Source organism: Mucilaginibacter antarcticus, assembly GCF_042686155.1.
GTDB classification, from domain to species: Bacteria; Bacteroidota; Bacteroidia; order Sphingobacteriales; family Sphingobacteriaceae; genus Mucilaginibacter; species Mucilaginibacter antarcticus.
Genome location: NZ_JBHUON010000014.1, coordinates 21,142 through 35,702 on the forward strand (window position 1 = coordinate 21,142; position 14,561 = coordinate 35,702).

8 protein-coding genes are annotated in these 14,561 nt (G+C 37.3%); 5 read left to right on the top strand and 3 right to left on the bottom strand.

Annotated features, from left to right (window positions below; all coding sequences use genetic code 11):
* Positions 1-27: 27 nt before the first annotated feature.
* The 3 genes from ACFSYC_RS12275 (at position 28) to ACFSYC_RS12285 (ending at position 6,239) form a co-directional block, all read left to right on the top strand.
* On the top strand, positions 28-405 hold the full coding sequence (locus tag ACFSYC_RS12275) for a response regulator transcription factor (RefSeq protein WP_377127852.1): 378 nt from the start codon (positions 28-30) through the stop codon (positions 403-405).
* A gap of 570 nt (positions 406-975) precedes the next feature.
* A complete protein-coding gene (locus tag ACFSYC_RS12280; RefSeq protein ID WP_377127855.1) occupies positions 976-5,535 on the top strand; it encodes a sacsin N-terminal ATP-binding-like domain-containing protein in 4,560 nt (1,519 codons plus the stop codon).
* Positions 5,536-5,561: 26 nt separating this feature from the next.
* On the top strand, positions 5,562-6,239 hold the full coding sequence (locus ACFSYC_RS12285; protein ID WP_377127858.1) for a hypothetical protein: 678 nt from the start codon (positions 5,562-5,564) through the stop codon (positions 6,237-6,239).
* Between the two features lie 166 nt (positions 6,240-6,405).
* Here ACFSYC_RS12285 and ACFSYC_RS12290 read toward each other — a convergent pair whose 3' ends face one another.
* Genes ACFSYC_RS12290 through ACFSYC_RS12300 form a run of 3 tightly spaced genes read right to left on the bottom strand, consistent with a single transcriptional unit; the run spans position 6,406 to position 10,986 of the window.
* Positions 6,406-8,244 carry a response regulator gene (locus ACFSYC_RS12290; RefSeq protein ID WP_377127861.1) on the bottom strand — a complete coding sequence of 613 codons (1,839 nt, stop codon included), beginning with the start codon at positions 8,242-8,244 and terminating at the stop codon, positions 6,406-6,408.
* Positions 8,241-8,879 carry a hypothetical protein gene (locus ACFSYC_RS12295; RefSeq protein WP_377127862.1) on the bottom strand — a complete coding sequence of 213 codons (639 nt, stop codon included), beginning with the start codon at positions 8,877-8,879 and terminating at the stop codon, positions 8,241-8,243. The genes ACFSYC_RS12290 and ACFSYC_RS12295 overlap by 4 nt, the downstream gene beginning before the upstream one ends.
* Position 8,880: 1 nt before the next feature.
* Positions 8,881-10,986, bottom strand: a complete 2,106-nt coding sequence (locus ACFSYC_RS12300; RefSeq protein WP_377127864.1) for a reverse transcriptase domain-containing protein — start codon at positions 10,984-10,986, stop codon at positions 8,881-8,883.
* A gap of 358 nt (positions 10,987-11,344) precedes the next feature.
* Between ACFSYC_RS12300 and ACFSYC_RS12305 the strand changes: the two genes are divergently transcribed.
* On the top strand, positions 11,345-12,358 hold the full coding sequence (locus ACFSYC_RS12305) for a helix-turn-helix transcriptional regulator (protein ID WP_377127866.1): 1,014 nt from the start codon (positions 11,345-11,347) through the stop codon (positions 12,356-12,358).
* 28 nt (positions 12,359-12,386) lie between these two features.
* Positions 12,387-14,507 (top strand): helix-turn-helix domain-containing protein, encoded by a 2,121-nt coding sequence (locus ACFSYC_RS12310; protein WP_377127869.1) that lies wholly within the window; start codon positions 12,387-12,389, stop codon positions 14,505-14,507.
* The last annotated feature ends 54 nt before the right edge of the window (positions 14,508-14,561 follow it).

Genomic DNA, 14,561 nt, shown 5'->3' on the forward strand with positions numbered 1-14,561 from the left:
TGGCAGAATTTTTGAATGGTTTATAAAATGAAGATAACGGATAGCAAGAAGATATTAGTAGTGGATGATGACGAAGATATTGTGGAGATCGTATCTTATATCCTAAAAGAAAAAGGCTATCAGGTTATGGCCTTAACTTCAGGCGAAGCGGTGTTGCAAACTATTCAGTTATTTCACCCTGACCTTGTGCTTATGGATGTCATGCTCGCGGGTATGGATGGGCGCGCCATTTGTACAAACATTAAAGAGGATAAGAACAACGTTTCTTTACCAGTTATACTAATATCAGCTACGCACGACCTGGCTAAATCTTTGACGCAGCAAGGGGCTCCAAATGATTTTCTGGCTAAACCTTTTGATGTAGATATCTTATTACTTAAGGTAGAACAACAACTTGCTGCGTAAAAAAGGCGCTTCGATAGAAGCGGCTCCACATATTTACTATTTACTTATAGTTTAGCGGGATTCCACCCGTATCCCTTCAGTAGTTACCCTCTCTCCTATCATTGTTAGAATATGTTTTCGATTTGAAAAATTAAGGTTTGTGACCATAGCGCTATTCGTAGAGTTTATAATTAGATCTTTCAATGACACACTGATAATTAATCTTATAGCAAAAAAGTTCAAAACTCTCCCTCTCCTTATCTACATATTTTCAAATCGAAATTTAAAAAAATCGTTATTAAGGTCTTTAGTATTGTTACGCGCTACACCTGCGGCATCTCACTATAAGCTATTACTGGAAAATCCAGATTATGCGGTTTGCGCGATTAGGTCAACAAGAAATTCAGATTTCAAGTTAGAATGTAAATGTCAGGATTTCTTTCCTGCCCTGCCAGTTTTCGTGTAGAATTGATAAGAGAACTTAGCTCACCCATGATTTCCCATCATTGCTCTTAATATCAATAAAAATGGCTTACTTCACTTTATTAACTCGAATTTTAACGACCTAAAGATCCTAAACCTATACTTCAGATGACCTTTAAAGAAGAATTAGAAATACTTATCGCTAAAAATTTAAAGACTTATATTGATAATAATGACCGCTTTATCGCAGACTATAATCGAGAACAAGAGCTAACCAAAGAATATAACGGAAGACAATTGCTGGAACTTCTCCAGAATGCAGATGACGCTAAATCCACGGAAGTCGAAATAGTCTGGGATGAAAAAAAAAGGCATCTTTCTATTTCAAATCTCGGCCAACCCTTTTCATCCGGCGGCATTAAATCGCTAATGCTGGCCAACCTGAGCACTAAAACAAAATTAAGCTATATAGGCAATAAGGGATTGGGGTTCCGGTCTATTCTCAACTGGTCAGAAAATGTGGCTATTTGTACCCGTAATTGCCGGATCTCTTTTTCGGAAAACATCGCCAAGAAGATTTTTGAAAATGATTTAAAACTGAATCCAGCCGATAAACAAAAAATCCGCAAAGCACGTAATCTAAGCGCTAAAGCAATTCCATTTCCTGTGCTGGCAGTACCGGTCATTAACGAAGATTACCAGCCTACCAGTTGGGCAACGCGGATCGAGATCGCTTGCCGAAAAAAATTCGTGAAGGATATCAATGATCAACTGGGTGAAATAACCGAAGAAATCCTTTTATTTCTCAATCATGTCCGAAAAATAACGGTAGTCCGAACCGGCAAAGCTGCGGTTATTCTAAGCAGTGCCAAAAAGAAACGTCCGGGTTTTGAATTGGTCAGTATTGGTGTAAAAGAGTGGCGGGTGTTCCGGAGAGAAGGCCTGCTTCCTTCAGAACTTCAAGACGGAAACAAAGAAGAGAAACAGCATTTTCAATTGAAAGTTGCTTACCAGGACGATCTTTCGGATACCTATCGCAAGTTGTTCAATTTTTTTCCCACCCAGTTATCCATATCACTTCCCTGCATCGTCCACGGCACATTCGATTTGAACAGTTCACGGAATCATTTGAATGAATCAGATCAAAACAAACATATTTTAAAGGAACTTATGCAACTACTGCGCGACTGCGCGCTTTTCCTGGCAAAAGGAAAAGTTGATTGGCGTCCGTTTCGTTTGCTTGACCCAATCTCCCCGGTTTCTGATTCATCACTCATCCTGACCTTCTATGCCGATTTGGAAAAACTCCGAAATACCGAAGCCATATACCCTTGTATCAGTCAAACTTATCACCCGCTATCTGAGGCAATTTATTACTCTGAGTCCTTTAACGGTTTCTTTCAAACTCATTTTTCCGGTACTTTTCAAAATCTGCTTATCCCTTTAGACGGCCAAGTGCCGGATCGTTTCAAGAATGACCGGTATAAACATCAATACCTAGTAGAACAGGTCGACCAGCTTTCCGAATCTTTGTCGCTTGAACTTCGGGCTGATCTAATCACTATTTTAGCGAAAACTATACCTTACCGGGACGGACAAGCCTATTTTTCATTGTTGGTCAATGACCAAGGAAAAGTAATACCGAAAGACGAACTCGCCTTCACTCCGGCAATCAGAGCAGATGAGGAATTTAGAATCCCAAAGTCGGTTAAACTGGATCTAATGAATGCGCCATTGTTCGATCTTTTAAACGCTCGTTTTGAAGCGCTTTATGATAAACGCGAGCCCCGGTCGAGGGAGTTGCAAAGACAAGTCAAAGCTGTAGTCAATCTTCAACCTTATGATAGCAATAATGTGATCGATAAGATCATTGCCGGGACCAAGGATGTCCTTAAATCTGCACGTGCCGAGGATCGCCCCCAACTGATCCGTGAAATGGTTACCGCGCTGTTCGCCAATTTTAAAAACATCGAAAACCGGCAGGAGCGTCTGAAAATACCGGTTACGCTGATTGCCAAAACAGGTCAGCCAGCAGACAGCGAATCTTTGTTTTTAAGCCAAACCTATCCCACTGGTGAAATAACGGAAGCCGTCTATGGCACCACTTTAAAGGGTAAAGAATACCTTGCCGATGCCGGTTACTGGAAGTTAGACGAGGAAGAAAGCACACTGATTGAAAGCTTTTTTCTTTGGTTAAGGGTGAACCGACTTTCAAAAACGGAGCCGATAGGTATACTGACCCGTTGGAACGAATCTGCTTACTTCGATTTCATTTTCCAGAACGGTACATCCAAACCCGATGACTGGGATCGCGGCAATGTAAGTCGGGGAAACGCGTTTCTGAGGGTCACTAATATTGAACAGCTTTTGGCCCTACCTGTGACCAGGCTGGTTTTGTTGATCTTAAAAGATGAAGTGATACGACAGAAGTTGGAGAATAATAACGAACGCATTGAATGGTTTTATTCACGGCAGCGGCCGGCGATCTCACCGGCATTTTCATATATCCGGTACCAATTTATCGCCTCGGGCCTTTTTACCCGATATCTACTGGAAGAAGGTGGCGAAGAGTTTAACCGGCTAATCAATGATGATCTACAGATTGATTATGCTTTTCTTGATCAATTTGGTATTAATCGTGCGGAAGTTCGCTCCATCCTAATCCGCCTAGGAGCCAAAGAGTCTTTCGATGAATTACTACCTGAAGCCATCTACAGCATTCTTCGAGCGATTCCGGGCAAAGACCGCGAACAACGGGGACGATCTACGCAAACTATCTATAAGCTGGCGCTTGATAGTTTGGAAAAACAAAATTCAAAATTTCCCGTACCTTCTGATATCCCCTTTTTTGCAAAAAAGGGTACAGACGAAGGCTATCAGCCGGTGGAGAAAGTCTATTACGCTGACAATAGTGTCCTGCCCCGGCGCATCCTGGACACCCTGCCGCTGCTCAATCTTCCGAAAAGAAGCGGAGAAGACCAGGTGGAAAAATATTTTGGAATTAAAAGCTTAAAAGTTTTTAAGGTCGAGGTTAACGAACCTACATTGAAATATCATCCCAGCAATGACCAGCTACACCAATTATTTGAAAGCATAAAGCCTTATATATTAGCGTACCGGTTACATTCTCCCAATTTAAAAAAGAAGATTACGGACCCGGATGTCAAGAAAAGGGAGGCTAGGACGCTGAAACAGTGTAGCCTGCAGCTGGTACGCGAATGCTTTTTCAGTTTCGGTAATGGCGCTGAAAGTCCTATCGAAGAGAAAGAATTTATTAACCAGCGTGATCGCTTCTTTTACCGGGAAAGCTTCGTAGCCACTACGGATAGCCTGCGGAAAGACTCTCTTTTTTGTGACGCGTTTGCTGAAATTATGTGTATCATTTTTAAAGTCAATGACCTGAAAAACGATTTTCGGCAGGTACTCAAAAATGAATTAACAGATACCATCCATTTAGCCATACAGGATCTGGGGCGTGAAAGGATCGATGAAGCATTCCGGCTGCTGGGGGTATCCAGGAATGAGTTTGATTTCTGGGCCAATATTTTCAGGCTTGCCGGTAAAAAATCTTTCCCTGAAATCCTTGAAAGCCCAGATGTGCTGCGTTTGACGGTGTTCCGGGGGTTAAGTATCCGGTTGGGAGATAGCTACAATTCTGTAGATTTTGAACATTTCGGAAATAAAGCCTCCTTTAACCTAGCCAGGTCATTATCGAAAAAACTGGGATTGACGGTGGCCCAAATATTACCTGGGGGCTTGTATCAATGGCATCGCGCAAATTTTTTGGATGAGATCAAAACACTGGAATATCGCTTTAAAACACTGATTTGGGAAAAACTCAACCTTATACCGCAAAAACAGGGCGAGTTCATTCAAACACTCAGCTCCTACAATCAATCTTTTCTTAGCATGATCGAAGGGGAAATCACAAAAATTAAGTATGAACTTCAGGTCAGTTATTATTCCATCATAAGAAAACTGATTGTTATCCATTATCATATCAGTGTTGGGAATGACTTGCCAGCTGTACCCGCAATTATTCAAAATCAATACCCTCATCTGCTTAAAAAATTCCATATTGAGGAAGCTGATCTGACTGACGACAAGGTGCGAAGCCTTTTGTTTTTTGAGGGCAACAGTGATCGGATAGCGGCCTACCTGGATACTTATCATGCCCTCGACGACAGTGAAGATGGTGGTAATGAGGATGAACACTTGACCGGCGACCTGTTTCAAGCCAGCCTGGCCAAAAGCGCCCGAACTCCGGTTTCACCTTCAGCTAACGGCAGTAATGGATCTTGGCTGCACTCTGGAAAAATCGATGCCGTTAAAAAGAAAAAAGGCCGCCAGGCTGAGGCATTGGTTTATTATACTCTTGTTAAAGAATACGGTATCAGCCAAGTAAGGTGGGTATCTGGTAATTCTACAACACCGGATAAGAATGATAGCCTGCATTATGATATCGAATACAAGAATAACGAAGGCGAATGGAAATATGTAGAAGTCAAAGCAATTTACGATAGCCAACTGATCATTTCTAACGCTGAAAAAGATAAAGGCTCAGCTGAACCTGAAAAATTCGAGTTTGCCTTAGTCGAGGGTGATGCGATCTACATAGTCAAAAACCTTTTTGATTTTCCACCAGGAGAATCATTTGAGACAAATTCGCGTTTCGTTGCTTATCCGAAAGATTATGTCTTTTCATTTAAAGTCCAGTTAATCGATTAAGTAATAGAATTTATATTTTCATAAAAATGAAAAGGCAACCAATAGTCGGGATTCATAAGGTTACTAATGAGATAATTCCGATATCAAAGGTAATTCATGTAGGGTTGAAATGCGATTGTGTATGCTATACTTGCGGAAGTGTGTTAGAAGCAGTGTTAAATACATCTAAGCGGCAACACTTCAGACATAGTACTAAGACAAATTGCAACCCGACACCTGAAACGGAATTACATTTGCTTGCCAAAACGATAATCTTAAATAATTCAAAGATTTTTTTTCCTGGCAAGGGAATGGCGGAGTATACCAACGCTGTTTGCGAGATCAGGTGCAATGATTTAATACCGGATGCCACGGTAAATGTGAATGGTAAAGAAGTTTTTATTGAGATAGTAGTTACTCATCCAATTGATGCGACTAAGTACAAGAAATATCAAAATAAACAAGCTGTAGTTTTGGTCATCAACTTAGAAGAAGAAGATCGGGATTTAAATTACGAGATTCTAGAGTCGCTTATCATCGATGACCAGTTCAATAAACATGTGCTTTCATATTCTCAGGACAGCATACCGTTGCAAACAGATAACTATTCATTGTGGAAATGGGTTATCGGATTTGGTTTAGCAGGGATTTATGTATGGAAAAAGGTATCAGGGAACAGGCGTCCAAAACGATATCGTTATAACCGTAAGAGTCAGTCTAATTAAATAAATTATTGGTCCATTAATTTGTAAAGGAAAACTTTAACCCTAGTACAACACTTGAAGCAGGTTGGTAATTTCCGTTCCCAATATTCCCAGTGACTTTAAAATCTCTCAACGCAGCTGATAAATCTCGTTTTTAAGCGTCGAAACGTGGAGGCTGTAAAGTCAACTAAAATACATCTTTCAAAATATCTAGCAGAAATGACATATCTTCAATCTCAATTTTTCGTTTCGACTCATCTACATTACCCGTATTGTGTGCAGCTAAATTACTTCTTAGATATCTCAGCTCAATAAGTTTTGTTAGACGGATATCGTCAAAATAATACCGATACTTTAAAACGGAAATGATTTTAGTCAGTGACGATTTATCGGGACCCTCAAAATCATTTTTCGAATGTAATTCGTGACCTGCTTGAAATACTACATCATTGATGGTTTCGTTAGCGGTACTTTTTTGAAATGAAAATCTCCCTCGAATAAAATGAAAAATAGTATTAATCTTTTGATTTGGAGCTTCAGTGTAGACTGTAAATAGTGAAGTGTCCGATTTTTCAATCTTACCCGATGCCGAGGTTGGAAGAAAATATAACGACGCAAATTTTTCTAAAGTGGAAAATGCTGTTAAAACGGAATAATTTATAAAAGAGTCATTCCTACTCTCAACTAAAGAGAAGATCTTATCAAGTGAACCGTCTTTTCCAATGGTGTCTGCCCTAAATAGTTTTTGAGCATCATTTGTCGATCCTGCAAATAACGTTGTGGATTTTAAATGCTCTATAGTCATATGCACAGATGCCAAATAACTTTTGCTTATTGCATTGGTGACCTTTTTATAAAACTCTAAATATAACTGGTAACTACCCTCCCTTGTCAGGACATTTTCCGGCGACTCTTTTAATACATAATTTTCAACGCCGGCTAACAATGCCTTATTAACGTTTTCTGCTTTTTTTGATGCTGTGAAAATTACTACCTGAACACCTTTATTGATCTTCTTAATTTCTTTAATCAGTTCAAATCCACAGGGGTCAATGCCGTTATGAAAATCATCATCACATAACCGGAGGTCAATGATAAAAACATTATATCCTTCGTCATTAATAAGTGATTTGATTTTTAATTTAAGACGAGCAAGTAACGATTCTCTTTTTTCACCCTTCTTAAACTCGTCATAATAACCGAATAAAGAATCCTGTGTAAATGGCTTGAAAATAACCTCCTTAAAAAGCATACCCCATCCCTTATGTGCTTCATCATCGATATAATAAATCTTTGCGTTAACTTTCGGGTTTCTATTAACCAGAAGGGCCTTTCGATTATCATCTCTTTTAAATTTTTGCCTTGCACTTTCTGATGATAAATTGATGTATTGCGCTTCCAGATATTTATAATATAAAGTATCGGTGGTTTTAATTTCTTTCTTTATGACCTCACGCTCACCCTCGGAGATGTTATTGGCCATCTCGGCCCACCTTAAAATACACCACTCATTTGCGATTGAATGGTGGGTCTGATAATTCGCAGGAGGGGGAACTTGAATTTTTGAAATAAATTCCTCCAAAGAAGGAAGGTTTTGAATCCTGCCCTCATTTATCAGCTTTTTAAATTTATCAAGATCATCCTTTGTATCCCGCATTAAGTAAATGCCTTTTGTAAATAGGATTTCTGACAATTGACTGGTCAAACCTAAAAACTGGTATGACTCTTCAGCTACAAAAATTATTGGAATATTTATTTTCTCACCTAGGGATTCTGTTAATCTTAAATGGTATGCCAACCGGATTCCCATATATTCTAAATAATTATTGGTCAAGGCTACCTTAATAAATACCACTTCTGCCTGTGCTAACTTATCTTTGAGGTCACCCGATATAAGTTGATTGGTTATATAGTGATCCACGTCGATAACATCGAAATCTGGATCAAAAACAAACTGTTCTGGATTCGAAAAGATCATCCCATCCGCAAGAAATGTATTTTGGTTGTGTATCAATAACTTTTTCATACGGATTCAGAAATTAGGAGATTTAATTTATTATAAAAAATATGGACCTGACTTTCGGTGATCTCTGTCAGATCTCCAGCTTTTAACCATGCCAGATCAAAATATTCGACAAGTTCATTTTTGATCATATTGTTGATTTGAAGATCCCGGACACGTTTAATGGTGCTGAGTTGTATCCTTGTATTTACCTCGTTTCTAAGGCTAAGCAACAGGTTCAATTTCCATTTTGCCCCAAATTGTAACGTCAATAGATTAATTTTAGAACTTGCATTTATTTCATCGGTAAATAGCTTAAAATTAGGCGAATAGAAGTCTTTGGAATTTATATTTAGAAACGAGAATCGTTTATCATTATACAAACTTGCCGTTATTCCACCTGAGAAAAAAACCAACGGCTTATTTTTTAGTTCGCAATGATTTTTTACAATATCCCTTTGCAGGTTCGTTAACGCAGACCTGTGGATCATAAGACAATCGTATTTATCAAATACTTCATGTTTCTTCTGATCAAGTTCTAAAATTAAATTATCGAACGGCTTGTCCGTGATGATGTCAATATTTGCAATTTTAGAAATATCTATATTGGAAAATTGCTCCATCCGGCTGATGCGGTCTTCAACTAATAGTAGTTTCATTTTATTTGTAAAAAGTGAATAAGTAATTAAATCCTTCTGCTTTTTCAATTTTTTGAAATGGGGGGGATAACGGATCGGAAGAAAGATAATTTAATTGATAACTACCTTCCTGAAATTCAGTTTGGATACTCCAATCGCAAAGATTATTTAACCTGGCTTTTATGGTACCAAAGTCACCTTTTTCCAAAGAAAATTTCTCATCATAAAGAGATAAGCCCCTTACGGTTGATCGATGATGAAGAATTGACAGGGTATAAGAATCATTATTTTCTATAACCTCATAACTGACCTCCGGAAAGAATTGTCTTTTTTTAATATTCTCGAAAACCAAGTCCAAAACTTTGGTCAAATAATCTATATCAGTATAGAAATTCTTGTTTTCTAAATTAGTAAACTCTTTGATGGTGAAACCATGTAAGTGCCTATCATGGAGATCTAAGATCAATTCCTCTAACGCGGAGTTCTCGTCCCTAACCTCTATTTCGTTTTTGAAAATATCTATTACTTGCTTGAATTTTTGAATTGTCTGAATTCCTTGCTTTGTTTTTAACTGAAACTGAGCATATAAAGGAAGGACGAAATTTTCCGGCTTTTTAGTGTTATCCTTCATATTTTCTTTTAATTCAGGAGAACTCCACCCGAACTTGATCCTATGCATCCCCCAGCCTTGCTCTTTGACATTTTCATAAAATAAAAAGGACAATATTTTCGCTCGCAATTGTGGACTAAGTTCATTTAGCCCTAAGCTTACCTTATCAAATTCCTTTTTTGCCTTTTTAATAAAATCGCCATAATCACTAAATACAGCCTCGTCCTGTCCTGCGTCCCAGCTATGCGTGGCAAATTTTAAGGCTGATTTATTAATCGAAAACCTTTTCAAAATTGACACCAAAACCTTCGGGGTATGAATTACTGGAAAAGTTGATATTGACTTAGGGGTAACTTTTTTTACCGGATCAGGCTTGTTTTTTATTTCAAATACAGATTGATCACGTGAACTGTCATTTAATATCCTAAACCGTGAAAGTAATCCTATATAGGTAGAATCATCCGCACCTTTAACCATTTTTAAAAAATCCAACTTACCGCCAAGCACATTTTTCAAGTTTGGCTGTTGATTTTTGTCCCCTTTATCTGCAATGTAATGTGGGATGAAATAATCATTTGCTGTAGCATAGCCATAATGTTCCCAGTAATAAAGCCATTTTCTTAATTCTTTAATATATCGTTTATGTACGTTTGGTTTTTCATTTACTAACAGACCGGTTACTTCTTGCTTGAACCCGGCTTTTTGAAGCCTCGTCTTAGAATCTTTTATGTTGAAATTTTGATTAGTAATAATCCGCTTTATTTCCGCTACAAATTCACTATTTTCCTTATATATATTATGTGATGAACTAAAGGTTATGTCGTCTGCGTATCTACTATATTTAACGCCAAATTTTTTGGCGGCAGCACCTAAATAAAAATCGAGACTTTGACATATGATATTTGTTAATGTCGGGGAGGTTGGCGCTCCTTGGGGGACTACATTTTTTAAAACTGTTTGCCATGTCCCAGCACCATCTAAACGTTCGACAAGAATTTCTTGGCAACATAACGCAGCAATAATATTTGCTACTTCAATTTTATTATTTGTCCCTTTCAAATTAAAGGGAGGATGTTGCATCCTTCCCCAAATTCTAGCCTGATCTATACTCGAAAAAAAATCCTTTAGATCAATATTGTAAACATATAAGCTACAAGCATGAATTTTAGCATTATCAACAATGGATTTATTCGGTATAAATCCATACGCATCAGGTGATACATCATATATGTTCTGAAATATTAAACTAAGGCATTTCTGAATAGATTTTAGCCCTTTGTTAGGCGCATTAATTGTTCTAACGCCACCAGACTTCTTGCTAATAGAAAATTGGTGATACCTTTTAGGGTTTATATTAGGGTTGCTATGATAAGTTATATGCTTTAACTCAAATAACCTTGCTTTTTCACCATAAATATTTTTTTTCGAATAGTTTAAAAGATCCAAGAAATCACTTTTTGATTTGATTTTTTTAAAGGCAGATCTAATATGTTTTTTCTGTGATTCTTGGAGATTCATTTAATCCTGATAAGGTCTTTTAAAGCCCGCTTTAATTTTCTTTGTGTATGCGCAGTTACAGTGTTGCCGTACATCAGTTTATATAGTTATATAGCATAAATTGTATATGATTGTATAGCATGATTATAGTGTATCGTAGATAAATGACCTAAGAGACATTCTGTTACTGGAATTAAATCTAGTAACAACCATCCGATTTTCTAATTTAATTAGACAGATGGCATATTTCAAAATTTTCAAGCGGGCTTTCAAAGAACTATACAAAGTAAACAAACATCTGTGCAGTTTATCTGCACAGATAAATTATTTTTGATAACTTTACACTTATCTACAAGTATCGTAAATAAAAAGAACATAGATGGCCACCAATAAAAATGCTTTTATACGATATAAAATATTGGATAATTGCTTTCGCAATACGGGCAAGCGTTACTATATTGATGACTTGATTGAAGAATGCAATAAGGCGCTCATCGAAATAGACCCACAGTCTAATGGTATAAGTAGGAGGCAAATATTCGGGGATATTACCTTCATGAGCAGTGAAGCGGGTTGGGGAATTGAGTTACAAAAATATAGGATTGGAAAAAAAGTTTACTATCGGTATAGTGACCCGGGATTTTCAATTAATAATATGCCGCTGAATGAAATAGAAATCAATTATTTAAAGAATGCAGTTAACATTTTAAGCCAATTTAAGGGCACTCCACAGTTTGAATGGATAAGAGACCTAATACCAAAGCTCAATCAAGGTTTTAATTTATATAAAGCCAATCACACCATTGTTGATTTTGACTCAAACCCATATTTAAAAGGGATAGATTTTTTAACGGCTTTACATCATGCCATTTTTTATAAAAAGGTATTGTTGTTCGAATATCAACCCTTTGAAGCCGATGTAGCAATTGTTATTGAACTACATCCCTATTATTTAAAACAGTATAATAATCGATGGTTTTTATATGGATTTAACCCTGAAACTGATAGATTCGACTGGAATTTAGCCTTGGATAGAATTAATAAGTTCGAGGAAATTTCTAAGAAATATATCCACAATGAAAGTATTGATTGGGATGATTATTTCGAGGATATTATTGGTGTTTCAAAGCCTGTTGACGGAAAGCTTGAAAAAATCGAACTTCAATTTTTCGGAAAGACTGGTAAATATATAACCTCGAAACCAATTCACGGCTCCCAAATCTCGAAATGGATTAATGAAACTACCTTGGAAGTCAATCTGAATCTAATCGTAAATTATGAGTTTGAGCAGTTCATTTTATCATATGGTGAGAGTGTGAAAGTTTTATATCCGCTGTCATTTGCGAACAAGGTAGCTGGTAGATTATCGAATGCTTTCCAACTATATTCGTAATGTTTATACATTATTTAGCTATACTATAATGGAACTTGACAAAGATAACGCTGTTTTTCGCCAGGCATTTGAGTTGATAAATACTACAGATTGTCATGTCTTTGTTAGCGGTAAGGCAGGTACCGGTAAGACAACATTTCTTAAAATACTACGGGCTAATACTTATAAAAGGATGCTTGTGGCAGCTCCAACAGGTGTCGCTGCGATAAATGCGGATGGCGTTACTATACATTCTTTATTTAATCTTCCACGTGCACCTTACGTGCCTGAAAATATTGATTTATTCAAAGCCAGGACTATAGATAGTGTAACAAGGGAAATCCTAAAAAACCTGGAACTACTCGTGATTGATGAGGTTTCGATGGTTCGCTGCGATGTCCTTGATGCTATTGATTATGTACTGAAAAAGGTGAGGAATAATGATGCCGCTCCATTCGGCGGATTGCAAATTGTATACATTGGAGATCTTTTTCAGCTTGCCCCCATAGCAAGTGATGACAATATTGAACTGCTAAAAAAATATTATTACGGTCGTTTTTTTGTTGATGCAAAAGTATACCAGCAGGCTATACCAGTCGTGTTAGAACTAAAAAAAGTTTATCGTCAATCGGATCAAGAATTCGTCTCGCTTTTAAATGCTTTGCGGGACAATACGTGTGATCTGTCTCATTTTGAATTGTTAAACAGGCACTACCATTCCGGTTCAGATGGCCAACTTAGTGATAAAATCACCCTTACTACACACAATAAAAAAGCTGACTTAATTAATGAGTCTAATTTGTCGAGTATCCAAGAACCGGAAAAGGTTTTACACGCAAAAATAGTTGGAATATATCCTCCTGAGCTGTATCCGACGTTGAAGGAACTAAAATTGAAGCCGGGTGCACGGGTAATGCTGCTTACAAATGACCGGAGTAAAATAAAAAAATATTACAATGGTAAAATGGCAATTGTGCATAAAATCGAACCGAGCAAATTGACAATTGATTTTGGAAACGGTGATCTTTTGGAAGTTGAGGAAGAAATTTGGTTCAATTTAAGGCAAAGGCCGGAGCTCGAAACACAAACTGTAATTGATGAACAGCTAGGCACATTTCAGCAATTTCCTGTCAAACTCGCCTGGGCGATAACCATTCACAAAAGCCAGGGTTTGACTTTTGACGATTTAGTTATTGACGCCTCAGAAACTTTCGCGGAAGGACAGGTTTATGTTGCATTAAGTCGATTGCGTACGTTAGACGGCCTCAGTTTAAAATCACCATTAGGTCCGAATTTAATTAAAATCAATAAGCGGGTGAAATCTTTTATGGAGCAAAATGCAGGAACCCTTTTATCGGAAACTGAACTGAAAAGATCTCAGTTGGCTTTTACTGAAAAGACGTTAATAAAGTTATTTGATTTGAGCGATTTAGAGGAAAGTATTGGATTTGCGAAAACCCACTCTCTGTTAATCACCCGATCCGTATTTACAAACTTTCTAAAACTTTCCGTAATATTTCAAAAATTCAATATTGAATTAAGCGCTCTATTTAAGGATAATGGATCAGAATGTGATAAGGTTTTTGAAAGAGTAATCATAGCCGCCGATTATCTAGGAGGGCAATTAAGCGCTCTATTAAATGAAATAACGCTTTTTATTAAAACGTATGGTGAAGACATTAACTACAAAAATCAACTGCCTACATTAAGGAATGTCAAAAAATACGGGCAAACTAAACTGACGGGGTTATCTATTGCGAAGTTAGTAGCTGCTGCGATGAAATCTGGTAAAGATATTGGTGGAGCGATGACTGAATTTCGAAAACCTAATAACGAGAGCGCGAAAAATAGTTTACAAGGCAAATTGCTCGACAATATACAGGATAAGAAAAGTCCTGAAAAAAACAGTCTTGAATTATTTAGAGCGGGAAACACAATTACTGAGATTGCAAAACTTACCAGCTTAAACCGGCAGGCAATTGAATTCCATCTTGCATCCTTTCTCCGAACAAAAGAAATTGACATACTTGATTTGATGGACAACGCTCAGTATTCAAGGATAAAATCACTTGTCGATCAAGGTAATACATCATTATCAGATATTAGGAAACTTCTCGGCGGTGATGTTTCATTTGGCCAGGTCAATGCTGTAATTACTTATCTTTCATAGAAAACTAATAAAACAATTCCTTTGTGAAAAACTTTATAATAAAGTTGCTTGCGA